General features: G+C 71.0%; 22 protein-coding genes and 1 tRNA gene. 10 read left to right on the plus strand and 13 right to left on the minus strand.

Annotated elements, in window-relative coordinates; genetic code table 11:
• The first annotated feature begins 103 nt into the window (after positions 1-103).
• Complete coding sequence (locus tag PV419_RS13295) at positions 104-304, plus strand: hypothetical protein (protein WP_319688195.1); 201 nt, start codon at positions 104-106, stop codon at positions 302-304.
• 6 nt (positions 305-310) lie between these two features.
• Here PV419_RS13295 and PV419_RS13300 read toward each other — a convergent pair whose 3' ends face one another.
• Positions 311-586 (minus strand): hypothetical protein, encoded by a 276-nt coding sequence (locus tag PV419_RS13300; protein ID WP_319688196.1) that lies wholly within the window; start codon positions 584-586, stop codon positions 311-313.
• Between the two features lie 66 nt (positions 587-652).
• Complete coding sequence (locus PV419_RS13305; RefSeq protein WP_319688197.1) at positions 653-1,084, minus strand: helix-turn-helix domain-containing protein; 432 nt, start codon at positions 1,082-1,084, stop codon at positions 653-655.
• An 85-nt stretch (positions 1,085-1,169) separates the two neighbouring features.
• Here PV419_RS13305 and PV419_RS13310 point away from each other — a divergent pair, with 85 nt between their 5' ends.
• Positions 1,170-1,925 carry an alpha/beta fold hydrolase gene (locus tag PV419_RS13310; protein ID WP_319688198.1) on the plus strand — a complete coding sequence of 252 codons (756 nt, stop codon included), beginning with the start codon at positions 1,170-1,172 and terminating at the stop codon, positions 1,923-1,925.
• 14 nt (positions 1,926-1,939) lie between these two features.
• On the opposite strand, the gene PV419_RS13315 is transcribed toward PV419_RS13310, so the two are convergent.
• The 7 genes from PV419_RS13315 to dnaK form a co-directional block, all read right to left on the minus strand.
• Positions 1,940-3,154: an FAD-dependent monooxygenase gene (locus PV419_RS13315; RefSeq protein ID WP_319688199.1), complete on the minus strand. Its 1,215-nt coding sequence runs from the start codon at positions 3,152-3,154 to the stop codon at positions 1,940-1,942.
• Between the two features lie 35 nt (positions 3,155-3,189).
• A complete protein-coding gene (locus tag PV419_RS13320) occupies positions 3,190-6,057 on the minus strand; it encodes a BTAD domain-containing putative transcriptional regulator (RefSeq protein ID WP_319688200.1) in 2,868 nt (955 codons plus the stop codon).
• 73 nt (positions 6,058-6,130) lie between these two features.
• Complete coding sequence (locus tag PV419_RS13325; protein WP_319688201.1) at positions 6,131-6,778, minus strand: Uma2 family endonuclease; 648 nt, start codon at positions 6,776-6,778, stop codon at positions 6,131-6,133.
• Positions 6,779-6,921: 143 nt separating this feature from the next.
• The gene (locus tag PV419_RS13330) at positions 6,922-7,425 is read right to left on the minus strand and encodes a heat shock protein transcriptional repressor HspR (protein WP_319689039.1); all 504 of its coding nucleotides are present in this window, start codon (positions 7,423-7,425) and stop codon (positions 6,922-6,924) included.
• A 10-nt stretch (positions 7,426-7,435) separates the two neighbouring features.
• A complete protein-coding gene (gene dnaJ, locus PV419_RS13335) occupies positions 7,436-8,611 on the minus strand; it encodes a molecular chaperone DnaJ (protein ID WP_319688202.1) in 1,176 nt (391 codons plus the stop codon).
• Positions 8,612-8,647: 36 nt separating this feature from the next.
• Positions 8,648-9,295, minus strand: coding sequence for a nucleotide exchange factor GrpE (grpE, locus tag PV419_RS13340; protein WP_319688203.1), 648 nt, complete (start codon positions 9,293-9,295; stop codon positions 8,648-8,650).
• Positions 9,292-11,157 carry a molecular chaperone DnaK gene (gene dnaK, locus PV419_RS13345; protein WP_319688204.1) on the minus strand — a complete coding sequence of 622 codons (1,866 nt, stop codon included), beginning with the start codon at positions 11,155-11,157 and terminating at the stop codon, positions 9,292-9,294. Before dnaK ends, grpE begins: the two co-directional genes overlap by 4 nt.
• Positions 11,158-11,448: 291 nt before the next feature.
• Between dnaK and PV419_RS13350 the strand changes: the two genes are divergently transcribed.
• Entirely contained in the window at positions 11,449-13,713 is a 2,265-nt protein-coding gene (locus tag PV419_RS13350; RefSeq protein WP_319688205.1) for a (Fe-S)-binding protein, read from the plus strand.
• Positions 13,714-13,834: 121 nt separating this feature from the next.
• Here the strand turns inward: PV419_RS13350 and PV419_RS13355 are convergent, their stop codons facing one another.
• On the minus strand, positions 13,835-17,152 hold the full coding sequence (locus tag PV419_RS13355) for a SpoIIE family protein phosphatase (protein ID WP_319688206.1): 3,318 nt from the start codon (positions 17,150-17,152) through the stop codon (positions 13,835-13,837).
• 577 nt (positions 17,153-17,729) lie between these two features.
• Here PV419_RS13355 and PV419_RS13360 point away from each other — a divergent pair.
• From PV419_RS13360 to PV419_RS13370, 3 genes are all read left to right on the plus strand, one after another.
• Positions 17,730-19,286, plus strand: coding sequence for an FG-GAP repeat protein (locus PV419_RS13360; RefSeq protein WP_319688207.1), 1,557 nt, complete (start codon positions 17,730-17,732; stop codon positions 19,284-19,286).
• A gap of 224 nt (positions 19,287-19,510) precedes the next feature.
• Positions 19,511-20,923, plus strand: coding sequence for an FG-GAP repeat protein (locus PV419_RS13365; protein ID WP_319688208.1), 1,413 nt, complete (start codon positions 19,511-19,513; stop codon positions 20,921-20,923).
• A gap of 130 nt (positions 20,924-21,053) precedes the next feature.
• A complete protein-coding gene (locus PV419_RS13370) occupies positions 21,054-21,998 on the plus strand; it encodes a Yip1 family protein (RefSeq protein ID WP_319689041.1) in 945 nt (314 codons plus the stop codon).
• A 116-nt stretch (positions 21,999-22,114) separates the two neighbouring features.
• Here PV419_RS13370 and PV419_RS13375 read toward each other — a convergent pair whose 3' ends face one another.
• On the minus strand, positions 22,115-22,507 hold the full coding sequence (locus PV419_RS13375) for a transposase (protein WP_415925298.1): 393 nt from the start codon (positions 22,505-22,507) through the stop codon (positions 22,115-22,117).
• A gap of 36 nt (positions 22,508-22,543) precedes the next feature.
• Here PV419_RS13375 and PV419_RS53255 point away from each other — a divergent pair, with 36 nt between their 5' ends.
• The 3 genes from PV419_RS53255 (at position 22,544) to PV419_RS13385 (ending at position 24,581) form a co-directional block, all read left to right on the plus strand.
• Positions 22,544-22,804 (plus strand): hypothetical protein, encoded by a 261-nt coding sequence (locus PV419_RS53255; RefSeq protein ID WP_415925299.1) that lies wholly within the window; start codon positions 22,544-22,546, stop codon positions 22,802-22,804.
• A gap of 371 nt (positions 22,805-23,175) precedes the next feature.
• Positions 23,176-24,390, plus strand: a complete 1,215-nt coding sequence (locus tag PV419_RS13380) for a helix-turn-helix transcriptional regulator (protein WP_319688209.1) — start codon at positions 23,176-23,178, stop codon at positions 24,388-24,390.
• 62 nt (positions 24,391-24,452) lie between these two features.
• The gene (locus tag PV419_RS13385) at positions 24,453-24,581 is read left to right on the plus strand and encodes a hypothetical protein (protein WP_319688210.1); all 129 of its coding nucleotides are present in this window, start codon (positions 24,453-24,455) and stop codon (positions 24,579-24,581) included.
• A 289-nt stretch (positions 24,582-24,870) separates the two neighbouring features.
• Here PV419_RS13385 and PV419_RS13390 read toward each other — a convergent pair whose 3' ends face one another.
• Together PV419_RS13390 and dcd are read right to left on the minus strand one after the other, a co-directional pair.
• Complete coding sequence (locus tag PV419_RS13390) at positions 24,871-25,383, minus strand: phosphoribosyltransferase (protein ID WP_319688211.1); 513 nt, start codon at positions 25,381-25,383, stop codon at positions 24,871-24,873.
• Positions 25,384-25,389: 6 nt separating this feature from the next.
• Positions 25,390-25,965, minus strand: a complete 576-nt coding sequence (gene dcd, locus PV419_RS13395; protein ID WP_319688212.1) for a dCTP deaminase — start codon at positions 25,963-25,965, stop codon at positions 25,390-25,392.
• A 509-nt stretch (positions 25,966-26,474) separates the two neighbouring features.
• On the opposite strand from dcd, the gene PV419_RS13400 reads away from it, so the two are divergent.
• Positions 26,475-26,548: transfer RNA gene (locus tag PV419_RS13400), tRNA-Gly, on the plus strand.
• Position 26,549 lies beyond the last annotated feature (1 nt).

A 26,549-nucleotide genomic window follows, 5' to 3' on the forward strand; every position in this document is an offset into this window, starting at 1 on the left:
GGGATTCCACCTCCACGCTCACGCTTCCCCGCCCAGGTGGGAAGAACCCGCGCCGGACCTTACGGTTCACATGGGATCGCTTAGCTGATCAGAGACGCTGCGCATGACGGTCTGGGACACCAGCCCGATGCCGCCCGGCCTCCGGGACGTCGGCGCGGACAGCGAGGGCGGGCGGGGGCTTCATCTGCTGGAGCTGCTCGCCGACAGCTGGAATCACTTCCCGCTCACCGGCGAGCTGTGGGGCCCCGCGTCCAAGGTGGTGTGGTGCGAGATCAGCCGGACGCCGCCCGTGTCGTGGGAGTGAGGGCCGTCAGGGGACGGCGACGGCCACGCGGCGGAACTCCACGGACTCGATGGTGACGCCAGGTGCCGTCCAGTCGGCGGCGGGCGGGGTGGCCGCACGGGCCTGCTCCTCGCTCTCGAAGACGGTCATCGAGAAGCCACGGCCGTCGACGGGTTCCAGCCAGTGCCCGGTGAGGAAGCCGGGCACCGAGCAGATCCTCGGCAGGATGTCGTCCATCAGCGCGGCTGCGGCAGCGGGGGCCTGGGCCGGGTCGATGGTCAGGGTCACGAGGGCTGCGTGCATCGAAAGTGCTCCCTGCTCACTGTGAATGGTTCGGACAGCAGGTCAGACGTCGCGACCGGGCAGAATTCATCGGTCGGGGTGAGGGTCGTCTCCGTGATGGGTGTCGTACGCCCGGCGGGCGGCCGCGATGGCCGGTCGGTTGCGGTCGGCCCAGGCCGCCAGGGCCTCCAGGGGTTCGCGGATATCCTCGGTCAGCGGGGTGGTGGCGTACTCCACGCGGGGCGGCGCGTCGGGGTGGACGGTGCGGGTGATCAGGCCGTTGCGTTCGAGGCTGCGGAGGCTCAGGGTGAGCATGCGGCGACTGATGCCTTCGATGGCCCGCTCCAGCTCGGTGAACCGGCTTGGTCCGGAGCCCAGTTGGACCAGCACTTGGGTGCTCCACTTGTCGCCGATCAGGGCCAGGACCTCGCGCAGGGGGCAGTCGGCCAGCGGGTGGGTGTGCTCCCCGCCGGGAGAGGGTGTGAGCTGGTCCGTTACGCCGGTGTGCCGTTGCGACATAAAAGTGCCTCCTTCCGGACGGTCTGAGCTTGCTTCAGGATGGCGCTCGTTACAAGTCGTAACGTTCCTGGTGGAGGGGTTACAAGTGCCGATCGCGCGCAGCCATGGGTTCAAGATCTCCTACGAAATATCCGGTGACGGGCCGCCGCTCGTCCTGCACCCGGGGATGTTCCAGACCGGCGCGAGCTGGCGCGCCGCCGGCTACACCGAGGTCCTGGAGGCCACCCACACGGTGATCGCCATCGACCCGCTCGGCCTCGGTTCCAGCGACGGCCCGCACGAGGCCGCCGCGTACGCGCTGGAGCGGCGCGTCGAGTCGGTGACCTCCGTGCTGGACGAGGTCGGGGCGGAATCGGCCGCCTTCTGGGGGTACTCGATGGGCGGCCTGACCGCGCTCGGGATGGCCATCCACGCCCCCGAGCGGTGCACCCGCCTGGTCATCGGCGCCTGGGACCCCGTCGAGGGCTTCGCCTCCGGCGTCGCCCACGCGCTGCGCCACTTTGGGCTCCCCGCCGACACCGATGTGTTCGCCCTGCTCAGCCAGTCCGCCTCCGGCGACCCGGCCCAGGCCGCCGTCATCGACGCCGGAGACCCGGCGGCCTTCCGCGCGAACTTCGAGGCGTTCTCGCGGGAGGGCGAACTGGCGTCGCGGCTGGGGTCCGCCACCCTCCCCATGCTCATGTACAGCGGTACGGAAGATCCCTGGCACGAGCCGTTGCGGGAGGTCGCGGAACGCCTCGGCGCCGGGTTCTTCTCCGTGCCCGGGGCGGACCACCTCGCGGGCTGGAAGCGGGCCGGTGATGTGCTGCCGCATGTACGGCCGTTCCTGGGCGGCTCCTGACGGTCTCCGGTCACCTAGCGCCTGGCGAGGACGTCGTAGTCGCGCAGGGTGATGTTCTCGGCGGTCTTGCGAGCGATCTTGGCGGCCATGTTCTTTCCCGGCAGGTAGGGGATGAGCTTGTAGTAGCGGTCGAGAAGCGCGGCGAGAAAACGGGTGCGGGGGACCATGAGCTTGGCGACGCCGTCGCCCATCTTCTGGCAGCCCCTCGCGTACTCGCGCATCTCCTCCTCATAGCGGGCGAACGCGGCGCGGTGGTCGCCGTGCGCGGCGGCCAGTTCGCCGGCGAGGACGTACGCGCCGACCAGGGCGAGTCCTGAGCCCATGCCCGAGAGGGAGGAGGGGCAGTAGGCGGCGTCGCCGATCAGGGCGATCCGGCCGCGGGTCCAGGTGTCCATGTGGACCTGGCCGACGGAGTCGAAGTAGAAGTCGGGCGCGTGGCGCATGTCGTGCAGCAGTCGGTCGCTCTGCCAGCCGTTGCCCGTGAAGTGCTCGGCGAGGGCCGCCTGTTGGCGTGCCACGTCGCGGCGGTCGAGGTCCTGCTGCGGTGAGGCGAAGTAGAAGACCGCCTTGGCCTCGGTGTTGTGGCGGGCGCTGTACATCGCGACGAGCCTGCCCGCGGTGCGGTAGGCGTGGCCGGTGTGGTCGAGGCCGAGGTGGTTGGCGGTGGTGAAGATGGCGCAGTGCACGCCGAGGTGCTTGACGAACTGTTCCTCGGGGCCGAAGGCCAGGCGGCGGGTGTTGGAATGCAGCCCGTCGGCGCCGATGACCAGGTCGAACCTGCGCGGCGCGGCGCGTTCGAAGGTGACGGTCACACCGTGGGGGTCCTCGGTGAGCGAGGCGATGGAGTCTCCGAAGAGGTATTCGGTGTGTTCCTTGGTGGCGTCGTAGAGGATGCGGGACAGGTCGCCGCGGAGGATCTCGAGGTCCCCGGCGAACAGGTCGGCGGGCATCTCGGCCACCGGCTTTCCCGCGCCGTTGACGTACGACATGGAGCCCATGCCGGTGCGGGCCCGCTCCAGGTCGTCCAGGACGCCCATGCGGCGGAGGATCGACAGGTGCGCCTCGCCCCGGAAGTCGACGGCGTAGCCGCCGTCGCGCAGGGCGGGGGCGCGTTCCACGAGGGTGGGGTTGAAGCCGTGCCGGTGGAGCCAGTAGGCGAGCGCGGGGCCGGCGATGGAGGCGCCTGAGATCAGGACGTCAAGGTTCTTCGGTGCGTTGTTGTTCTTCATGGCGGAGAGCTTGTCCGGGAGGGCTCACCGGGGGCTCACCGCTCGCTCACCGCCTCGACGACGGGCTGGGGGAGGCCCATCAGGCGGAGCCTGTCCGGGTCTCCCGCGGCCTCGGCCGCCTCCCGGTAGCGCTTCCGGGCCGTCGGCCGGTCGCCGCGCGCCTCGGCGACGAGGCCGAGTCCGGCGAGTGTCCGCACCCGGTTGCCGAGGCTCTTGACCCAGTGCGGATCGATGCGTTGCAGGGCCTCCCCGTAGAGCCGTTCCGCCTCGGCCAGCTCTCCCTCCCGCAGCGCGATGTCCCCGAGCCCGCGCAGGGCCGCCCCCAGGCAGGTCGGGCTGCCGGCGCGGCGGGCCAGGTCGGCGGCGCTCGCGTAGTCGGCGTGGGCCGCCGCCGGGTCGTCGAGGTGGTCGCCGCGGTTGACCAGCAGGTCGGCGCTGTCCTCCAGGGCCCCCAGCTCTCCGGTGAGGGCGAGGGCCTCGTCGGTCAGCGCGATGGCCCGCGCACGGTCGCCCCGCCCGCCCGCGAGGCCGGCCAGCACGTCCAGGGCCAGCGCGGTGCCCCAGCGGTCACCGAGCGAGCGGAACCCCTCGGCGGCCGTGACGAGGGCGCGCTCGCCCGCCTCGGCGTCTCCCTCGCCGAGCGACCCGAATCCCGACACGTACCGGGCGACCGCCCGTGCCCACGGTTCGGGGCAGTCGCGTTGGGACGACACGAGCGCGAAGGCGCTCCGCGGGTCGGTCCCGGACGCGTTCCGCATCAGCCACAGGAGCAGAGCGGCCGGGTAGCGGCCCGCGCGGGTGCCCGGCCAGGCGGCGGCCAGCGCCTTCTCGGCCGCCGCGCGATGCCGCCGCCAGACGGGTCGTCCGGCGGTGCCGGACGCCGCGAGCAGCACGCAGATCGCGTACTCCTCGCCGAGCCCCTCCGGGGCCGTGTCGCCGACCATGTCGAGCAGCGTGATCGCGTACGGGGCGACCGAGGCGGAGGCGCCGCGGATCCACAGGTAGGTCGAGGCCGAGGCGAGCAGTTCCAGGGCCGTCGCGAGGTCCGTAGTCTCAACCGCCCAGCGCAGGGCCGCCAGCAGGTTGTCGTGCTCGGCCGCGAGGACCCGCAGCCACTCCAGCTGCTCGGCCCGGCGCAGGTGCGGGTCGGCGGTCCGGGCCAGGTCCAGGAAATACCGGGCGTGGGCGTGCCGTGCCGACTGGCGTTCGCCCGCCTCGTCCAACCGCTCGGCGCCGTACGCGCGGATCGTCTCCAGCATGCGGTAGCGCCCGCCGCCCGCGGCCTCCAACAGCGACTTGTCGGCCAGCGACTCCAGTGTCTCGCCCTCCGTGCCGCACACCCGCAGCGCGGCCTCGGCCGTCGCGCCGCCGGCGAAGACCGTGAAACGGCGCGCGGCGCGTTGCTCGGGCTCCGAGAGCAGGTCCCAGCTCCAGGCGACCACCGAACGCAGCGTCCGGTGCCGCCCGTCGGCAGTACGGCTGCCACGGGCCGCGACCCCGAGCCGGTCGTCCAGCCGACCCGCGAGGTCGTCGAGGTCCAGCGTGCGCAGCCGAGCCGCCGCGAGTTCGATGGCCAGCGGCAGATCGTCGAGGGCGGCGCAGACGCGCCGGACGAGCCGGGGGTCGGCGGTGAAGCCGCGCCGCACCGCGCCGGCCCGGTCGGTGAACAGACGTACCGCCGCCTCGTCGTCGAGCGGCCGCACCTGCCGGACGTTCTCGCCGATGACGCCGAGCGGCTCCCGGCCCGTCGCCAGGACGCGCAGCCGCGGGCAGGTCGCGAGCAGCCGCGCCGCCAGCGCGGCGGCCTCCTCGACGACGTGCTCGCAGTTGTCGAGGACGAGCAGCAGCATCCGGCCCGACAGCGCGGCGATCAGACGGTCTACCGGCGTGTGGGGGCCGCCTCCCGGCTGGAGCCCGTTCCCGCGCAGGCCGAGCGCGGCCAGCAGCGCCTGGGGCAGGCCCGCGCCGTCGCGCAGCGGAGCCAGCTCCACGAAGCACACCTCGCCCTCCGCGACCCCCGCGACCTCCACCGACAGCCGGGTCTTGCCGACCCCGCCCGGCCCGACCAGCGTGACCAGCCGGGCCACCCGCAACAGCTCGGCGATTTCGGTCAGCTCCTCGGCCCGGCCCACGAAGGACGTCAGCTGGGCGGGCGGCGCGACGGGCGAGGGCGACGGGTCGGCGCTCAGCAGCTCCCGGTGCAGCGCGGCGAGTTCGGCCGAGGGATCGGCGCCCAGTTCCTCGGCCAGGCGCCTCCTGGTCTCCTCGAACACCACCAGCGCCTCGGCCTGCCCGCCCTCCGCGAACAGCGCGCGCATCAGCAGCCCCGCCGGCCGCTCCCTGAGCGGATGGCGGCCGACCAGCTCACGCAACTCCGGTACGGCCGCGCGATGCTCGCCGAGCCGCAGCTCGCCCTCGACCCGGTCCTCGAGCGCCCCGAGCCGGAGCTCCTCCAGCCGCACGGCGGCGGACCGGGCCGTCTCGCCCCCGTCGACCTCGGCCAACGCGGGCCCCCGCCACAGCTCCAGCGCCTCGCGCAGCAGCGCGACCGCCCGCCCGGGGTCACCGTCGCCCAGCGCGGCCCGGCCCTCCCGGGCCAGCCGCTCGAACCGGCAGGCGTCCACGTCATCGGGCGCCACCACGATCCGGTAGCCCGCTCCGGCCCGCTCGATCGCCGCCGCCGGGCCCAGGGCAGTGCGCAGCCTGGACACCTGCGACTGCAGCGCGTGCGCCGACAGCGCTCCGCCCGGGTCGAGTTCGTCGGCCAGCCGGTCGATCGACACGACCTCTCCGGGACGGACCAGCAGCAGCGCCAGCAACGCCCGTCGGGCCGGCCCGCCCAGCGCGGCCTCGGCCCCGTCGTCGCGCCACGCCCGGATCTCGCCCAGGATTCCGAACCGCATGCCGGTGATTATGACGACGGCTCAGCGCACTCCCGCCACCGACCCGGCGACGGGAGTCAGGACCCGTGCGCCGTCACGTCAGACGCGGGCCGGTGATGTCCTCCGTGATCGCGAAGCCCTTCACCGGGCCCTCCGGGATCTGCACCTCGGTGCCGTACGGAACACGGATGGAGGCGGCGTACGTCTCCTCCCCCGGGGAGGGGGAGGTCAGCACGGTCACCGTGCCGTGGTTGTCGTAGTCGTCGATCAGAACGTAGACGGGGATGCCCGCGCGTGCGTAGGCGCGGCGCTTGCGGACCCGGTCGCGCTGCTGGTTCTCGTGGCCGGGGGAGACGACTTCGACGACGAGCTTCACGGTGGAGGCGGTGAAGCCCAGGCCGTCTTCGGTCCGGCCCTCTTCGGCGTCTCTGGGCGCTACGAACACATCAGGGATCAACACCTTCATGCCGTGGATGACATTCATGTCGTGGTACGCGGCGAAATCAGTCTCGTCCAGGTGTCTCTCGACGGCACGGCGCAGTCGATTGATGGTCAGACCATGGCTAAAACGTCCGGTCGGCGACACCTCGATGAACCCCTCGACAATCTCCGCGCGAAAGCCCTCAGGGAGTTCCAGAGACTTCCACGCCTGCCACAGGGCCTCATCGAGACCAAGTTCGGTGGGAAGCATGTCCTCAGGCACCTCCATCGTCGTAGGCGCCTCGTGGGCGAGAGCGGTCATGGCGCAGCACCTCCTCCTCAAGTGTGGGCCAGGAGCGTCCGTGCGGCACGGACAACCCCTCACGCTGGCAGAAAAGAGGCCCGACGACCGACGGATCGGTCACCGGGCCACTCGATGGGGTGAGGCCGGGGCGGGGCCGGAGGCTACTCCGGCCGCTTGGGCTTCGGCCGCCACACCACCAGCGCGCTGGTCTGCCGGACCTGGTCGTAGGGGACCAGGTCGCGGCGGTAGGAGGCGTGGACCGCGGCTTCGCGCTGTTGCATCGCCGCGGCCGCGCCCTCGACCGCGGACTGGAGTTCGGCGACGCGCTCCTGCAGGGCCGCGACCTGGTTCTCCAGTTCGATGATGCGCTTGATGCCGGCGAGGTTGATGCCCTCGTCCTGGGAAAGCTGCTGCACCTGGCGGAGCAGCTGGATGTCGCGGGCGGAGTAGCGGCGCCCGCGGCCGGCCGTGCGGTCGGGGGAGACCAGGCCCAGCCGGTCGTACTGGCGCAGGGTCTGGGGGTGCAGCCCGGAGAGCTGGGCGGCGACCGAGATGACGTACACCGGGGACTCGTCGGTCAGCTCGTACGGGTTGCGGCTCCTGGCCCCGCCCGTACCGCCCCTGCCTCCGGGCCCTCCTGGGCCTCCGGGCCCTCGGCCATACATCTCCATCGGGTCACGCTCCCTTCGCGGACTGGAACAGCTCCGCCCGCGGGTCCTCCCCCGCGGTCGCCTCCCGGTACGACTCCAGCGCCTCGCGCGCCTTGTCGCTGAGGTCCTTGGGGACGGTGACCTCGACGGTGACCAGGAGGTCGCCGCGGGTGCCGTCCTTGCGCACGGCGCCCTTGCCGCGGGCGCGCATCGTGCGGCCGTTGGGCGTGCCGGCCGGCAGCTTCAGGGTGACCGGGGGACCGCCGAGCGTGGGGACCTTGATCTCGCCGCCGAGTGCCGCCTCCGGGAGGGTGACGGGCACGGTGATGGTGAGGTTGTCGCCCTTGCGGCCGAAGACCGGGTGGGGGGCCACATGGACCACCACATACAGGTCGCCGGCCGGCCCGCCGGTCTCGCCCGGGGCGCCCTTGCCGCGCAGCCGGATCCGCTGGCCGTCGCTGACGCCCGCGGGGATCCGGACCTGCATGGAGCGGGCGCTGCTGGCCCGGCCGCTGCCCTTGCACACCTCGCAGGGGTTCTGTGCGATCAGGCCGCGGCCGCGGCAGTCCACGCACGGGTCGGTGAGCGAGAAGCCGCCCCCGCCGCCGCGGCTGACCTGGCCGGTGCCGACGCAGGTCGGGCACACACGCGGGGTGCCGTTCTTGTCGCCGGTGCCCGAGCAGGCCTTGCACGGCGCGGGGCTGGGGATCCGCAGCGGGACCGTGGCCCCCTCCACCGCCTCGGTGAAGCTCAGCGTCACCTCGTTCTCGATGTCCTGGCCGCGGCGCGGCTGGGCCCGGGTGGAGGTGCCGCGGTTGAAGAGGCCGCCGAAGACGTCCCCGAGGCCGCCGCCGAAGCCGCCCGCGCCGCCGCCTCCGGGCTGGGCGCCGCCGAAGAGGTCGCCCAGGTCGAAGTTGAAGCTGCCGGTGCCGCCCGCGCCCGGCCCCGGGCGGAATCCGCCGGTGCCGAACAGGGCGCGCGCCTCGTCGTACTCCTTGCGCCGCTTGGGGTCGCCCAGGACGTCGTTCGCCTCGGAGATCTCCTTGAAGCGCTCCTCGGCCTTGGCGTCGCCCTTGTTGGCGTCCGGGTGGAACTCGCGGGCGAGCTTCCGGTACGCCTTCTTGATCTCCGCCTCGGTGGCGTCCTTGGGGACGCCGAGGACTTTGTAGTAGTCCTTCTCCACGAAGTCCTTGGTGCTCATCCTCGACGTCCCTCCTCTCCTGCCATCGCTGTCACGTCAGCCCTCGTCCGGGCCACCGCTCTCCTCGTCCGGCGTCTCGTCCCCCTTGGGCTGGGCACCCGGCTGGGGCTCGGCGACCGCGACCCGCGCCGGGCGGATCGTACGCTCGCCGATTCGATACCCCGGCTGCAGAATCTGCACGCACGTGGTTTCGGTGACGTCCGGCGCGTACGAGTGCATCAGGGCCTCGTGCACCAGCGGGTCGAAGGGCTCGCCCTCCGTGCCGAACTGCTGGAGGCCCATCTTCCCCGCGACCGCCTCCAGCGATTCGGCGACGGACTTGAAGCCGCCGACGAGCTCGCCGTGGTCACGGGCGCGGCCGATGTCGTCGAGCACGGGCAGCAGCTCGGTCAGGAGGTTCGCCACGGCGATCTCCTTGACCGTGACCCGGTCCCGCTCGACCCGGCGCCGGTAGTTCTGGTACTCCGCCTGGAGCCGCTGGAGGTCGGCCGTCCGCTCGTTGAGCGCGGTACGGACCTGGTCCAGCTGGGCCTGCATGGCCACCTGCTCGAGGTCCCCTGCGGGGGCTGCCGGGCCCGCCTTGTCGGCGGACCCGGCACCACCTTTGGCCGCATCGTCAGGGGTCTGTGCGGCCTCGGAGGGGACGTCGGGCTGCTCCTCGAAGCCCGGGGTCTCCTCCGTCACGCGGCACCACCCCGACCCTTGTCAGCCTTCTCGTCGTCCACGATCTCGGCGTCCACGACGTCGTCGTCGGCCTTGGCCTGGCCGTCGCCGGCCGCACCCGCCGCACCCGCCGCGCCCGCGCCGTCCGCCTGGGCGTTGGCGTAGAGCGCCTGGCCCAGCTTCTGGCTGACGGCCGCGACCTTCTCGGTGGCGGTGCGGATCTCGGCGGTGTCGTCGCCCTTGAGCTTCTCCTTCAGCTCGCCGAGCGCTTCCTCGACCTCGGTCTTGACGTCGCCGGGGACCTTGTCCTCGTTGTCCTTGAGGAACTTCTCGGTCTGATAGACCAGCTGCTCGGCCTGGTTGCGGGTCTCGGCGGCCTCGCGGCGCTTGTGGTCCTCCTCCGCGTACTGCTCGGCCTCGCGCATCATGCGGTCGATGTCGTCCTTCGGCAGCGCGGAGCCGCCGGTGACGGTCATCTTCTGCTCCTTGCCGGTGCCGAGGTCCTTGGCTCCGACGTGCATGATGCCGTTGGCGTCGATGTCGAAGGTGACCTCGATCTGCGGCACGCCGCGCGGGGCCGGCGGCAGGCCGGTCAGCTCGAACATGCCGAGCTTCTTGTTGTACGCCGCGATCTCGCGCTCGCCCTGGTAGACCTGGATCTGCACGGAGGGCTGGTTGTCCTCGGCCGTGGTGAAGATCTCCGAGCGCTTGGTCGGAATGGTCGTGTTGCGCTCGATCAGCTTGGTCATGATGCCGCCCTTGGTCTCGATGCCGAGGGACAGCGGGGTGACGTCCAGCAGCAGGACGTCCTTGACCTCACCCTTGAGGACACCGGCCTGGAGCGAGGCGCCGATGGCGACGACCTCGTCCGGGTTGACGCCCTTGTTGGCCTCCTTGCCGCCGGTCAGCTCCTTGACGAGCTCGGCGACGGCGGGCATGCGGGTCGAGCCGCCGACCAGGACCACGTGGTCGATCTCGGAGAGGGCGATGCCCGCGTCCTTGATCACGTTGTGGAAGGGGACCTTGCAGCGCTCGAGCAGGTCGCTGGTCAGCTGCTGGAACTGGGCGCGGGTGAGCTTCTCGTCCAGGTGCAGCGGGCCCTCGGCGGACGCCGTGATGTAGGGCAGGTTGATGGTGGTCTCGGTCGAGCTGGAGAGCTCGATCTTCGCCTTCTCAGCGGCCTCGCGGAGGCGCTGCAGGGCCATCTTGTCCTTGGCCAGGTCGACGCCGTGGCCGTTGTTGAACTGCTTGACCAGGTAGTCGACGACGCGCTGGTCCCAGTCGTCACCACCGAGGTGGTTGTCACCGTTGGTGGCCTTGACCTCCACCACGCCGTCGCCGATCTCCAGCAGCGAGACGTCGAAGGTGCCGCCGCCGAGGTCGAAGACCAGGATGGTCTGGTCGTCCTTCTCGAGCCCGTAGGCGAGGGCGGCGGCGGTAGGCTCGTTGACGATACGCAGGACGTTGAGGCCCGCGATCTCACCGGCCTCCTTGGTGGCCTGGCGCTCGGCGTCGTTGAAGTACGCCGGGACGGTGATGACCGCGTCCGCGACCTTCTCACCCAGGTACGACTCGGCGTCCCGCTTGAGCTTCTGCAGAATGAAGGCGCTCATCTGCTGCGGGTTGAAGTTCTTGCCGTCGAGGTTGATCTGCCAGTCGGTGCCCATGTGGCGCTTGACCGACCGGATGGTCCGGTCCACGTTGGTCACCGCCTGGCGCTTGGCGACCTCACCGACCAGGACCTCGCCGTTCTTGGCGAAGGCGACGACGGACGGCGTGGTCCTGGCGCCCTCGGCGTTGGTGATGACGGTGGGCTCACCGCCTTCGAGCACACTGACGACGGAGTTCGTCGTACCCAGGTCGATGCCGACCGCACGAGCCATTTCGCAATCCTCCAACTACACAGCATTGAGTGGAACAGACTCAAGAGTGCATGATCGACTTCACCGTGTCAACAGACCTGAGTCTCGCCGACTCAACTTTTATGTGGCGCTTATAGACAGGACACGGACAAGAGGAGGAGGAAGGGAGGGCGCAACCCCTATCGACGCAGGCAAGCGACACAGATCACCGGCCGGTCGACTACATGGGCCACCGCTTCCCCGGGTAATCTCGGTCAAGACCCGATAAGTTACTGCTTAGTAATTCCGCTCTCGCAGGTTCGAGGAGCCCCCATGCAACTCGCCGCGATCATCGTGTCGCTGGTCCTCACCGCGGTCGGCGTTGCCCTGCTCGGCCGCGCCATCGCGCAGTTCGTGCGCTTCTTCAAGCTCGGCGCGCCGGCGCCGGCGGGCACCCGGACCGACAACCCCTATCAGCGCAGCGTGACGCTGGTGAAGGAGTTCCTGGCGCACACCCGCATGAACAAGTGGGGCATCGTCGGCGTCGCCCACTGGTTCGTCGCGGTCGGCTTCCTGACCCTGCCGCCGACCATCATCAACGCCTACGGCCAGCTCTTCCAGGCGGACTGGACCCTGCCGGTCCTCGGCGGCTTCCTCCCCTACGAGCTGTACATCGAGTTCATCGGCACGATGACCACGCTCGGCATCGCGACCCTGATCGTGATCCGGCTGCTGAACCTGCCCGGCCGGGCCGGCCGCAAGTCGCGGTTCGCCGGCTCCACGGCCTGGCAGGCGTACTTCGTCGAGTACGTCATCCTCATCATCGGCCTGGCGATCATGGCGCTGCGCGGCACGGAAGGCGTGCTGCACCACGTCGACTCCTACGAACCGGAGTACTTCGCCTCGTATCCGCTGGTGCTGCTCTTCAAGAGCCTCAGCATCGGCACGGTGCAGAACCTCACCTACCTGTTCGCGATGATCAAGCTCGGCACGACGATGGTCTGGATGATCACTGTCTCCACGAACATCGACATGAGCATCGCCTGGCACCGCTTCCTGGCCTTCCCCAACATCTGGTTCAAGCGCGAGTCGAGCGGAGAGGTGGCGCTCGGCGCGCTGCAGCCGATGGTCTCGGACGGCAAGCCGATCGACTTCGAGGACCCGGGCGAGGACGACCAGTTCGGCGTCTCGCAGATCGAGCACTTCTCCTGGAAGGGCCTGCTCGACTTCTCCACCTGCACCGAGTGCGGCCGCTGCCAGTCGCAGTGCCCCGCCTGGAACACCGGCAAGCCGCTCTCGCCGAAGCTGCTGATCATGTCGCTGCGCGACCACTCGCACGCCAAGGCGCCGTATCTGCTCGCGGGCGGCGGGAAGAGTGCCGAGGGCGAGGAGAAGGCGTCCGAGGAACAGCTCAGGGACGTCCCGAAGGCGGCCCTGGCCGAGGCCGAGCGCCCGCTGATCGGCACGCTCGAAGAGAACGGCGTCATCGACCCGGATGTGCTGTGGTCCTGCACCACCTGCGGCGCGTGCGTCGAGCAGTGCCCCGTCGACATCGAGCACGTCGACCACATCGTGGACATGCGCCGCTACCAGGTGATGATCGAGTCCTCGTTCCCGTCCGAGGCGGGCACGATGCTCAAGAACCTGGAGAAGAAGGGCAACCCCTGGGGCCTGGCCAAGAAGCAGCGGCTGGCATGGACCAAGGAAGTCGAGTTCGAGGTCCCGGTCGTCGGCAAGGACATCGAGGACCTTTCCGAGGTCGACTACCTGTACTGGGTCGGCTGCGCGGGCGCGCTGGAGGACCGCGCGAAGAAGACCACCAAGGCCTTCGCGGAGCTGCTGCACATCGCGGGCGTCAAGTTCGCGATCATGGGCGGCGACGAGGCGTGCACCGGCGACTCCGCCCGCCGCCTCGGCAATGAATTCCTCTTCCAGCAGCTCGGCCAGCAGAACGTCGAGATGCTGAACATGGCCTTCGGCGAGGACGCTGAGGAAGGCGTCGTCGTCGAGAAGGCCAAGAAGAAGATCGTCGCGACCTGCCCGCACTGCTTCAACACCATCGCGAACGAGTACCCGCAGCTCGGCGGCCACTACGAGGTGATCCACCACACCCAGCTGCTCCAGCACCTCGTCGACGAGGGCAAGCTGATCCCGGTCACCCCGGTCGAGGGGCTCATCACCTACCACGACCCGTGTTACCTGGGCCGCCACAACAAGGTCTACACTCCGCCGCGCGAGATCATCGCCAAGGTGCCGGGGCTGCGGAACGAGGAGATGCACCGCCACAAGGAGCGCGGCTTCTGCTGCGGCGCGGGCGGCGCCCGGATGTGGATGGAAGAGCGCATCGGCAAGCGCATCAACAACGAGCGCGTGGACGAGGCGCTGTCCCTCAACCCGGACATCGTCTCCACCGCCTGCCCGTTCTGCCTCGTCATGCTGACCGACTCCGTCAACGGCAAGAAGAACGATGGGACCGCGAAGGAGTCGCTGCAGGTCGTGGACGTCGCCCAGCTGCTGCTCGACTCCGTCAAGACCCCCGCCGAGCCGGAGGACGACGGCGAGACGGCACAGGAGCCGGAGCCTACGCCGGTGAAGTAGCGCCGATACACCTCTACGGGCTTCGACGGGCTTGATCCGACTGACCGGATCAAGCCCGTCGTGCGTTGGGGCCACGGAGGGCCACGGAGCCGGGCAGACCGCCCTGCCCCCTATCCCCGCCCTATCCCCGCCGCTTGCCGCGCTCCGGCAGCGTCTGCTCCGTCCAGATGACCTTGCCCTCCGCCGTGTACCTCGTCCCCCACCGGTCGGCGAACCGCGAGACGAGGAACAGCCCGCGCCCGCCCTCGTCCTCCGTCGCCGCGTACCGCAGATGCGGCGAGGTGCTGCTGGTGTCGGACACCTCGCAGATCAGGCTGCGGTCGCACAGCAGCCGCACCCGGATCGGCCCGGTCGCGTACCGGATGGCGTTCGTGATCAGCTCGCTGAGGATGAGCTCGGTGGTGAACGCGACGTCGCCGAGGTCCCACTCGACCAGCCGCGCCGCCACGGCGGCGCGCACCGCGGAGACCAGGGCCGGTTCCGACGGGACCTCCCAGTCCGCGATCCGCTCCGGCTCCAGCACCCGCGTACACGCGACGATCAGCGCGATGTCGTCGCTGGGGGTGTCCGGCAGCATCTCGGCGAGCACCGCCGTACAGGTCTCCTCCGGCGTCCGCCCGGCGTGGGAGAGGGAGGCGCGCAGCAGCTCCAGGCCCTCCTCGATGTCCCGGTCGCGCTTCTCGACCAGCCCGTCGGTGTAGAGGGCGAGGTGGCTGCCCTCGGGCAGCTGCAGCTCCACCGTCTCGAACGGCAGGCCGCCCAGGCCCAGCGGCGGCCCGGCGGGCACCTCGGGGAACTCCACCGAGCCGTCCGGGGCGACCACCGCGGGCGGCGGATGTCCGGCCCGGGCCATCGTGCAGCGCCGGGACACCGGGTCGTAGATCGCGTACAGACAGGTGGCGCCGATGATCACACCGCCGCCCTCCAGGCTCTCCGAGGTCTCGTCCTGGTCGATCCGGGCGATCAGATCGTCCAGGTGGGAGAGGATCTCGTCGGGCGGCAGGTCGAGGGTGGAGAAGTTGTGCACGGCCGTACGCAGCCGCCCCATCGTGGCCGCCGCGTGCAGCCCGTGCCCGACCACATCACCCACCACCAGCGCCACCCGAGCCCCCGGCAGCGGAATCACATCGAACCAGTCACCCCCCACCCCCGACTCCGCCGGCAGATACCGGTACGCCACATCCAGCGCACTCTGCTCCGGCAGCACCTGCGGCAACAGACTGCGCTGCAACGTCACCGCCATCGTGTGCTCCCGCGTATACCGCCGGGCATTGTCGATGGACACCGCGGCCCGGGCGACCAGCTCCTCCGCGAGAGAGACATCGTCCTCCTCGAAGGGCTCGGGCTTTTCCGAGCGCATGAACGTGGCCATGCCCAGGACGACGCCCCGGGCGCGCAGCGGGACCGCGATCATGGAGTGGATGCCGCCGTCGACGATCCGCCGCGCCCGCTCCGGGTCGTGCGCCTGCCACCCGGTGAAGTCACCGAGCACGGCCTCCACCGTCGCCTCCCCGCTGGCGTAGCCCTTGGCCTGGGGCGTGGCCGGGCCGTAGCGGATCAGCCCGCCCAGCGGATACAGCGGTACGTCCTCGCGGATGCCGCTGAGTGCGGTGCGGCGCAGCGAGGTGCGCGCCGTGGCGCCGCTGCCCGTCGCCGCGCCCGTCGGCTCCTCGCCGCGCAGCACCGGGTCCACCAGGTCCACCGCCACGTAGTCGGCGAACCGTTCCACCGCGTACTCGGTCAGCTCCTGGGCCGTGCGCACCACATCCAGCGTGGTGCCGATCCGCAGGCCCGCGTCGTACAGCAGCTTCAGCCGCTTGCGCGCCAGATCGACCTTGCCGGACAGCGCGCGCAGCTCGGTGGTGTCCCGGAGCGTCGCGACGCTGCCGGGCGGACCGCCGTTGCTGTCGGTCGGCCGGTGGCTGACGGTCAGCAGCCGCTCCCCCGCCTTGTGCACCTCGTCGGTGGCGGTGCGGCCCGACACCAGCAGCTCGGCCGTGCTCGCGTCGAGGCCGAGGTCGGCGACGGGGCGCCCCTCGGCGTCCGGCGGCAGGTCGAACAGCCGGCGCGCCTCGTCGTTGGCCAGCATCAGCCGCCGGTCCCCGTCGACGATCAGCACGCCCTCCCGTACGGCGTGCAGCACCGCGTCATGGTGCTCGTACATCCGGGTCATCTCACCCGGGTCCAGACCGTGGGTCTGCCGCCGCAGCCGCCTGCTCACCAGCGCCGTGCCGCCCGTGGCCAGCGTGAGGGCGGCGGCGACACCGCCGAGGAGGATCGGCAGCTGCCGGTCGACCGCGCCGCTCACCTTCTTCACGGTGATCCCGGCCGCGACCAGGCCGACGACCTTGCCCCGGCTGTCGGTGACGGGCACCACGGCCCGTACGGAGGGGCCGAGCGTGCCCGTGGACGTCTCCATGACGGTGCCGCCCTCGGCGGCGGCGCGGTAGCTCCCGCGGAAGTGCCGGCCGATCTCCGTCGCTGTGGGGTGGGTGTAGCGGATCCCGTCCGTCGTCAGGACGACGATGAAGTCGACGCCGGCCCTGTTGCGGGCGCGCTCGGTGCGCGGCTGGAGGATCGCGGTCGGGTCGGGGGAGCGCAGCGCCTCGACGATGCCCGGAGCGTTCGCGAAGGCCTCGGCCACGGCCAGCGAGCGGCGGCGGGCCTCCTGGTCGGTGTCGTGCCGGGACTGCAGTACGAGGGCAGCCCCGGCGGCGAGGGCGAGCAGCAGCACGACCGCCACCTGCAGGAAGAACACCTGGCTCGCGACCGTACGCGTGAGGCGGAGCACGCCGCGCAGCAACGCGCGTCGCGCGGACCGGGCGGGCCGGGCCGGGCGGGTTACTTCGGGGCGGCGGGCCGGCCGGGGTGGCCGGGCCGGCCGGGGTGGCCCGCCCGGCCGGGCTGGCTGGGTCGGCTGGAGGGCGGGGGCGAGCCGGGCGGCGCGTCCGCCGGGCTCGCTGCTCTCCGGGGCGGGGCCTTCGGGGGCGCGGCTTTCCGGGCCGGGCTCACGGCTTGCTGGGGCGCGCCCTTCGGGGCCGAGCTCACGGCCTTCCGGGCCGAGCTCAGAGCCTTCGGGGTCGCGGCCTTCCAGGTCGCGGCCTTCCGGGCCATGGCTCTCCGGGCCGCGGCCCTCGGGCTCCGGGGGCCGCTCGGGGCCGCCGTCGGGCGGTGTTAACGGCTGCGGGACCGCTCCGCTGTGGTGCGCGCCGACATCGGCCTCCGCGCGCAAGCCATCGGCCTCCGCGCGCAAGCCATCGACCTCCGCGCGTGAGCCATCCGCCTCTGGGCCCGGGGCATCGCTCTCCGGACACGGGGCATCGTTCTCCGCCCGCCGGCCGTCCTTCCCCGGGCGCGGGCGCGCCCGGCGCCCGCCCTGCAGCCGGTCGGTCAGCGCGCGGGCCAGCGGCACCTGGGACAGACCGAAGGATCCGGCCATGTCGCCGCTTCTGTCGCTCTCGTCCTCCGGCGGGCGAGCGGCATCCGCCGCGGCCGGCCGGCCAGTTGTATCCGACATCTGACTACGCTCCACCCACCCCCCTCCCCCGCGTACGTTTCACCCGATCAACAACCACCCGCATGCCGTGCAGTACGACCATGGCCGCCCCCGCCTCAACCGCTCCGAACATGACTCGATCCTGACCGCGAAATGACCCTTCTCACAACAAGGTTGCGGATCTCTACAGGATCATGCCCCAAACCTCCGCACAGGAATGTCCTGAACGGCCCTTCCGCACCAAAAGTCATCTCTACAGCCAACCAGATGTTCCGAACCTGAAATCGCCTGGAGGATACCGAAATAGGCCCCCTGCCCCGTGGGCGCAGAGGGCCCTTCGCCCTCACGCCCCTCAACCCGGGACAACGGCAACTGCCCCGCGCTCCCCATCAGTTCACCTTCACAACACCCTCGCACCACGGACGCGCAACCCTTCGGACGCCCCGTGAGTCACACCCGCCAGGAGTTCCTCGCTCCGCTTCTCCGACTCTCCGCCTCTTCCCGACAACTGGGAGCTATCTTGTCCACCTCGCGGCTACGGAACCTGGCCATCGCCATCGCCATCGCGGCCATCGCCGTCGGCACCCTCGGCACCCCGGCCGTCCACACGGCGCTCACCGACGCCCGGCCCGCGGCGAGCCACACCACCCAAGCGACCGACCAGCGCACCACCAGCGCCGGCGCCTCCCTCCGGGACGACTTCGACCACGACTTCAACGGCGACGGCTACGCCGACCTCGTCACCGCCACCCCCAAAGCCCCCGTGAACGGCCAAGTCGGCGCCGGCAGCGTCGTGGTGCTCTACGGCTCGGCGAACGGCGTCGCTCCGTCCCGCTCCGCCACCCTCACCCAGGCCACGACCGGTGTCCCCGGCAGCCCCGAGGCGGGCGACGGCTTCGGCTCCGACGTCGCGAGCGGCGACCTGGACGGCGACGGCTACGACGACCTCGTGGTCGCCTCCAGCGGCGAGAAGGCCGCCGACGGCAGCGCCGGGACCGGCTCGGTCACCGTCCTCTGGGGCGGCTCTCAGGGCCTGACCAACGGCGGCACCGCGGTCCCCGACGACCGGGCGGGCGTTCCGGTCGGCGACCCCTTCGGCATCGACGTCGCTGTCGCCGACATCGACGGCGACCAGGGCCAGAACCTCATCGTGCTCACCGGCACCAGCCTGGTGCCGTACGCCGACGGCTTCACCCGTACCGCACCCTCCGCCGCCATGCCCGTCACCGACTCCGTCCGGGAGAACCCCCACGCCCTGGCCACCGGCGACTTCACCGGATCGGGCAGCAGCGACATCGTCGTCTACGGCTCGCAGGACGCGGACGAGACCAGCGGCGCCTGGACCGCCGTCTACAGCGGCGGCCCGGCCGGCGTCGAGTTCCAGCGCGAACTGACCAACGGCGCCTCAGCCGTCCCCGAGTCGGCCGCCGTCGGCGACTTCGACAAGGACGGCCGCGCCGACCTGGTCACCGGCTCGGGCACCAACTGCTGCCCCGACTCGGTGGACGACCCGTCCGCCTCCGCCGGCCAGATCACCGTCTACTACGGCGCGCAGAACGGCCTCGGCACCGGCCGCCGCCCCGTCCTCATCCACCAGGGCACGGCGGGGGTGCCCGGGGCGGACGAGTGGGTGGACCACTTCGGCGCCGCCCTCGCGGCCGGCGACGTGACCGACGACGGATACGCGGACCTGGCGGTCGGCGTGCCCGGCGAGGAGGTCGACGGGGTGGCCGGGGTCGGGTCCGTGGTCCTGCTCAAGGGCGGCGCGAGCGGCCTGACCGGGACTGGCGCCCAGGCGCTGCACCAGGACACCACCGGCGTCCCCGGCGCCGGGGAGAAGGACGACCACTTCGGCTCGGCCCTCCGCGCCACCGACCTCAACGGCGACGGCCGGGCGGACGTGGCCATCAGCGCGAGGGGCGAGGACGTCACCCCCGGGGCCACGGCGGACGGCGCGGTGTGGGCGCTGCGCGGCGCGCGCGGCGGGATCACGACGACGGGGGCCACGTCCTTCAGCGCGCCGAAGTTCGGCTTCACGTACACGGACAGCGAGTTCGGCTCGGTGCTGGCCAACTGACCCCACGTTCCCGAACACCGAAACAAGCGCCGAACCAAACAGACTGAACAAACAGACTGAACAAGCACGCCCAGGAGCCCCCCACATGCCCCGCCGCAGCCGAACGACCCCGACCGCCCGCCGCCCCGCGGCCCTGGCCTGCGCCGCGGTGACCCTGGCGGCGCTGATCACCGCGTGCGGCTCCGGCGACGACGGCCCGAAGGACGCAAAGGGCCAGAAGGGGGGTGAGCGGGCCACGGCGCCCGGTGACGCCCGCTCCGGCGCCCCGGTCATCACCCCCCACCGCGACCGCGCCCGTCCCCCGGGGCAAGGGCAGCGAACTGCCCGATGACCTCAACGGCGACGGTTATCCCGAGCTCGCGCTCCCGCTCGTCGGGAACAAGGAGGAGGCCCGGCCCACCCTGCTCGCCTTCGTCCACGGCTCGTCCCGCGGCCTCGACCCCGCCACCCGTACCGTACTCACCCGCGAGGACCTCGGCCTGCCCGCCCGCGGCCCGGATGTACCGTCCGTGGACACGACCGGGACAGCCACGGCCGACCTCGACGGCGACGGCTACGCCGACCTGGTGACCCCGGTCAGCGAGCGGCTCAGCGAGGCCGAGTCCGACCGCGCCCACACCACCGTACGGACCGTCCCGTACATCACCTGGGGCGCCGCCGACGGCCCACGGCGCGGCGCCGCCGCCACCCGCGCCCCGCTGACCGGCCCCGACGACAGCGTGGACCTGCGACGGCCGACGGTCGGCGACTTCGACGGGGACGGCCACCACGACCTGGCGGTGGTGCGCGCGGACCGCACGTCCTTCCTCCTGCTCCACGGGCCGTTCGGCCGGGACGGCAGGGCCGTCAGGACGGTGCCGTACCAGACACCGCTCGACAGCGACGACAACGACGGCGACATCAGCGAGCTGTTCGCGGACGCCATCGACGGCGACCGGCCCACCGACCTTGTGGTGCACGCCATGAACGACGACGACCAGTCCGCCTCCGTCCTGCTGACGGCGGGCCCGGACGGCCTCGACCGCACCGGCCACACGCTGCGCAAGGGCAACGCGATCGCCTTCGGCGACTTCGACGGGGACGGCCTGCGGGACGTGGCGGTCGGCAACAGCGGCACCCGCAACGACGAGCCGGGCTACGAGACGGAGGCGCCGGACGTGGACCACACGCTGAGCGTCTACACCAAGAAGGCACTGCATGACGCGGCCAAGGACGCGCCGGCCACCCGGGACGCCGCACCCCAGCCCATCAAGATCGTGAACATGTCGGGCGGCCTGGCCGCCGCCGACACCGACGGCGACGGCACCGACGAGCTGGCCGTGGCGCTCGAGGCGGGCGGCATCGAGATCATCACCATCCAGCCCGACTCCCCGGGCGCCATCGCAAGCCGCCACACCCTGACCCGTACCGCCCCCGCCCGCGTGGACGGCGAGAAGATCCGCAAGGCCCGGCGCGCCGCCCGGCTCCACGGCGCCGGGGACTTCGACCACGACGGCAAGGACGAGGCCGTCCTGGCCTGGGGCCGCGACCCCGTCTTCGCCCTGTACGGGGACCGGCCCGAGTGGTGGTGGATCACCGATGGCACCGCCGACAAGATCGCGTTCAGCGGCAAACCCTTCGCCGCCGACGGCGATTGACCGGCAGGCCCCACCCCCCACCGGGGGAAAACCCCTCAGGGTCCCCCTAGGGGATGTCACAGCTCGGCCGCAATGCCGGACCTGTTCCGAGAGGTCCGGCACCCCAGTCCCTACGACCGGGTACGTTCGAATCGTGGCTGGATTCAGGATCGGACGCGGACGGGACTCCCGGTCCGCGCAACAGGGGCAGCAGCAACCACCGCAGCAGCAGCCGTACGGTCGGCAGGCGCCGCCGTACGGCCAGCAGCCGCCGCAGTGGCAGCAGCCCGCGTCGCAGGGAGAGCCGGAGTACTTCGGCGGCCAGGACCCGTACCACGGCCCCCCGCAGGGCCATGCCCCGGGCCATGGCCAGGGCGGCTCGTACAGCAACAACAATCCGGGCCATACCCAGCAGTTCAGCATCGGCGAGGCGCCCGACGCCTACGACCCGTACGCCCAGGACCCCGGCTACGGCCCCGGCCCGGGCCCCGGCTCGTACGACGACGGCTACGGCAACACCTACCGCGCCGGCTCCTCCACCGCCCCGCCCGCCGGCCCCCGCCTGCCCTGGAAGCAGCTGCTGAGCGGCATCGTGCTGCGCCCGTCGGCCACCTTCTGGCAGATGCGCGACTACGCGGTGTGGGGCCCGGCCCTCATCGTGACGTTCGTCTACGGCCTGCTCGTGGTCTTCGGCTTCGACCAGGCCCGCGAGGACGTGCTGAACGCCTCGATGGGCAACAGCATCCCGTGGATCCTCGTCACCGGCGTCACCGTCGTGATCAGCGGCCTGATCCTGGGCGCGGTCACCCACACCCTGGCCCGCCAGCTGGGCGGCGACGGCTCGTACGCCCCGACCATCGGCCTGTCGATGCTGATCATGTCCATCACGGACGCGCCACGGCTGCTGTTCGCGCTCTTCCTGGGCGGGGACAGCCCGACGGTGCAGGTGCTGGGGTGGGTGACCTGGCTGGCGGCGGGCGCGCTGTTCACGTCCATGGTGAGCAAGTCGCACGACCTACCGTGGCAGAAGGCACTGGGGGCGTCGGCGATCCAGCTGATCGCGCTGCTGTCGCTGCTGAAGCTGGGCACGCTGTAAGAAAGCCGTAGGACGCTGTAAGGAACACGAAGAGGGGCCCACCAGGGCCCCTCACCTGTATTCGCCCCGCGTTCGCCTTGGGCAGCACAGGTCAGACACCCCATGTCGTTGGGGTGTCAAGCGGGCTGGGGGTAGGCGTGGTGTGACCACGCGGTTGCTTCGTCGTAGGTGGTGCGGGTTTTGAGGCAGCCGTGGAGGATGCCGACGAGGCGGTTGCCGAGCTGGCGGAGAGCGGGGTTGTAGCCGACCTCACGGGCTCGTTGTCTGTTGTAGTAGCGGCGGGCGCCGGGTGAGGCGCGCAGAGCGGAGAAGGCCTGGGTCTGGAGCGCGTCGGCCAGGCGGTTGTTGCGGACGTAGCGGGCCTGGACGGTGTGGCTCTTGCCGGAGGCCCGGGTGATGGGGCTGGTGCCGGCATAGTTCTTGCGTGCCTTCGCGGAGGCGTACCGAGTGGGGTCGTCTCCGAACTCGGCGAGCACCCGGGCGCCGGTGATCTCCGCGATGCCAGGCATCGAGAGGTAGATCTTAGCGTCCGGGTGCGTCAGAAAATGGGTCTTCACCTGCTCTTCCAGCTCGGTGATCTGTTCGTTGAGTGCGATGACCAGCCGGGCGTGGGCGGTGGCGGTGGCCGCGTAGGCGGAGGTGACCTGCTCGGGCAGGCCGAGCTGCCGCTCACGCAGGGCGGCCTGAATGGTGGCTGCTTTCGCATCGAGTGGGAAGCGGTCTGCGCGGTGGTGGCCGAACGCAAGCGCAGCGCCCCCGGGCGGATGCTCGCGCGGAAGGCGCGCCTGCGGCGCGCCGGGCGGTAAGGCCGCCCCGCCGGGCTGCGGCCTGGCGGCCGGTCCCGTCGGGCGCCCACCGCCCGCACTCCCAACCCGCCATGAGCCACCGGAGACACCAGCACCCCGCCGGTCGGGGGCTGGGGCGTTGTGGCCGGGGCCGACGGCCTCCGAGGCTTTACGCAGCCACCACGGGGCGAGCCTCTAAGAACAGGGGGCCAATCGGTCGCAAACGCGGGCAGGGCAACAGCCCGCCCGATTCGCCGGGCCAGCGTAAGGCCCCCTGCTCTCTCGCCCCGTGGCAGCTCCCGCCCAAAGCCTCTACGGCCGGCGGCGTGCCCAGAGCGCACCACTCCCCCTACGGCCCGCCCATGACGCGGCGTCGGCCGTACCGTAGAGCCATGGCTTCCGAGCACCTGGGCGACCGCGTGAGTCGTCTGCGCCGCCTCGCCGACCTGACCCAGGAAGGCTTGGCGGAGCGTTCCGGCATCTCCGTGGACGTGATCCGCAAGTTGGAGCAGAAGCGCAAGCACAGCGCACGCCTGCCCACCCTTCACGCGCTCGCCGACGGGCTGGGCGTCGAGCTGACAAGCCTCTTGGGAGACCCGCCCGGCGTGCCGTCGAACGGCGAGGCGGACCCTCCCGCACTGGTCGCGGTACGACGCGCGATCATGCCCCCGCTGTTCGCGCCGCCCCCGGAACCTTCAGGAGCCGAGCCGCTGTCCCTGCCCCTTCTGCGTGCTGAGTTGGCGGAGGCATGGACCCTCTACCACGCGGCTGAATTCGGCCGCCTCATGGAATTACTCCCGGGCATCATCACCGACGCCCGTCTCGCCGCCACCGTCGGAACAGCGGACCAGCGAGCGGCCGGGCATGCAGCATTGGGCAAGGCGCTGCAACTGGGCGGCCACCTTGCCATCCGGCTGGGAAAGTCCGATCTGGCGCTGTCCAGCCTTGAGCGGGCCATCACGGCGGCCGGGCAGTCGTCCGATCCGCTGCTGACTCCGATGGTGTCCAACTCCGTCGCATGGGCCTACCAGCGGCAGAATCGACTGGACGACGCCGAGCACCTGGCCGTCTACGCCGCCGACGGCGTGGAGCGCGACCACGGCCACACTGCCGAAGGGGTCCGCGTGTGGGGCGGACTACTCATGTCGGCAGCGACGAGCGCGGCCCGCAGCGGTGACTACGACACGGCCAACGACATGATGACCACGGCAGAACGCGCGGCCGGTCGACTGGCCACCCTCCCACCCCCGGAGAACGGCAAGCTGGTGTCGGTGTTCAGCCGGTCATCCGTACGCATCGAACGCGTCCGTCTCGCCGTCCAGCACGCCCGACCGGAAGAAGCCCTGACGCTGGCGCGCGGGATGCGACTCAGCAAGGACACGCCACCCTCATGGCGTACGTGGCTACTGCTCGACGTGGCACGCGCCCACACCGATCTGGGGGACGCCCCAGGGGCTGTCAGGGCCCTTGAGTCGCTACGGCGCGTCGCCCCGGCATGGACGCGACACCACACTCTCGCCGTCGCGATAGTGAGCGACCTGTGGGGATCTCCCTCCCACCCGCCGGGCCTGCGCAAGCTCGCCGAGTTCCTGGGGATCACTACATAGCGTGTTGAGATTAGGACGTTGCGTCCCTGTGGCGTAGGCCACCAGCCCGCCACGCTGGCGGCATGGCGACCAGCGAGCGGACGACAACGGACTACCCGACCAATGCGACCGAGGCGGCAGGCTTCATACCCCGGAGCCCCACCGACGACGCGCCCCAGCTCGCCGAGTGGATCAGGGAGCACATCCGGTGAGCGCCAACGGCGAGCCACGCTCGTTAATGACGATCCGAGTGAGCCGCGACGGCGGCCGGACATTCGGGCCGACTCGCATGATCCGCGCAGGTGACCCGGTGACGATCCTCAATAACCCGGGCACCTTCCCACCCTGCGAGTGCCCGCGCTGTGCCCCCGCACGGCAGGCCGAGCGGGCCATAGCCGCCCGGAGGCTGGGCCGCGTCTGAGCCCCGGAGCCGCCCCGTCCACCTGCCGTTCCGAGGCAGCCGGGCGGGGCATCTCCATGTCTCAGACGCAGTGACCGAGGTCACTCAAGTGCGTCTTTTGAGGGCGTAATGGGGGTGCCAGACTTACGGCATGGAGGCAAAACCGACCAGGGGAAGTTGATCCAAGCCTCGGTGCGCTTCCAGACGTACTCGCACTTCACGAGCGACTGCGACTTCTCGTAGATCACCGCGCTGCGCACCTCGGCGACCGAGCCGACGCAGAAGTCACGGACGAGCTTCAGCGTCTTGCCGGTGTCGGCGACATCGTCCGCGATCAGGACCTTCTTCTCGGAGAAGTCGATCGCGTTGGGCACGGGCGCCAGCATCACCGGCATGTCGAGGGTGGTCCCCACGCCGGTATAGAACTCGACGTTCACCAGATGGATGTTCTTGCAATCCAGCGCATACGCCAGCCCACCCGCGACAAACACCCCGCCGCGCGCTATGGACAGCACGATGTCCGGCTCGTACCCGTCGTCCGCGATCGTCTGCGCCAGCTCCCGCACCGCCGTGCCGAAGCGCTCGTACGTGAGGTTCTCCCGCTGCTCACCCACCCCGGCTCACACCTTCGACCGGTGGAAGTTCTGGTACGACCGCGACGGCGTCGGCCCGCGCTGCCCCTGGTAGCGGGAGCCGTAACGCTCCGACCCGTACGGATGCTCGGCCGGCGAGGTCAGCCGGAACATGCACAGCTGCCCGATCTTCATCCCCGGCCACAGCTTGATCGGCAACGTGGCCACATTCGACAGCTCCAGAGTCACATGCCCCGAGAAACCTGGGTCGATGAACCCGGCGGTGGAGTGCGTCAGCAGCCCCAGCCGCCCCAGGCTCGACTTCCCCTCCAGCCGCGAGGCGATGTCATCCGGCAGCGAGATCACCTCGTACGTCGAGGCGAGCACGAACTCCCCGGGGTGCAGGATGAACGCGTCATCCCCCTCCGGCTCCACCAGCCGCGTCAGATCCGGCTGCTCCACCGCCGGGTCGATATGCGGATAACGGTGGTTCTCGAACACCCGAAAGAAGCGGTCCAACCGCACATCGATGCTCGACGGCTGCACCATCACCGGATCGAACGGATCGATCCGTACTCGTCCGGCGTCGATCTCGGTCCGGATGTCCTTGTCTGAGAGAAGCACGCAACGAGGATACGCAAACACAACCCATGACCTGGGCCCGGCCCAGTCGGACCGGGCCCCGTCGCAATGATCCAGAAGCCGGCAGCGACCGCTACCGCTTCCCACCCGCCACTGGCACCGCCTGCCGCAACCGCGCACAACGCGGACAGCGCAGCAGCCGACCGGGGCCGATCCGGTCGACGGTGAGGTGCTGCATCGGGAACGAAGCGGTGCTGAACACGTGCCCTTCGGCACAACGGACGACGGTGCGCTCCATAAGTCCCTTCCCCATAAACGTGGACAACAAAAGCCACATTAGGGGATCAACCACCCACCACTCCACACGGCACTCCGCCCCCCACCGTACGCCCCAACTGCCCCACCCTTATAGCCGCTTCCCTTCCACCCCGCCCTACCCCGAGCCCCTGACGAATCCGCCCGAAAAGCACGAAAACCCCACGGCGAATGCGCCGGGGGTCAGGCTTGGGGTACAGTGTGCGACGATGCGACACCGACGGATGGTGTCTCTCGCGGGTGTAGTTTAATGGTAGAACATGAGCTTCCCAAGCTCAGAGCGCGGGTTCGATTCCCGTCACCCGCTCCAC

It is taken from the genome of Streptomyces sp. ME19-01-6 (assembly GCF_033793745.1).
Taxonomy (GTDB): Bacteria; Actinomycetota; Actinomycetes; order Streptomycetales; family Streptomycetaceae; genus Streptomyces.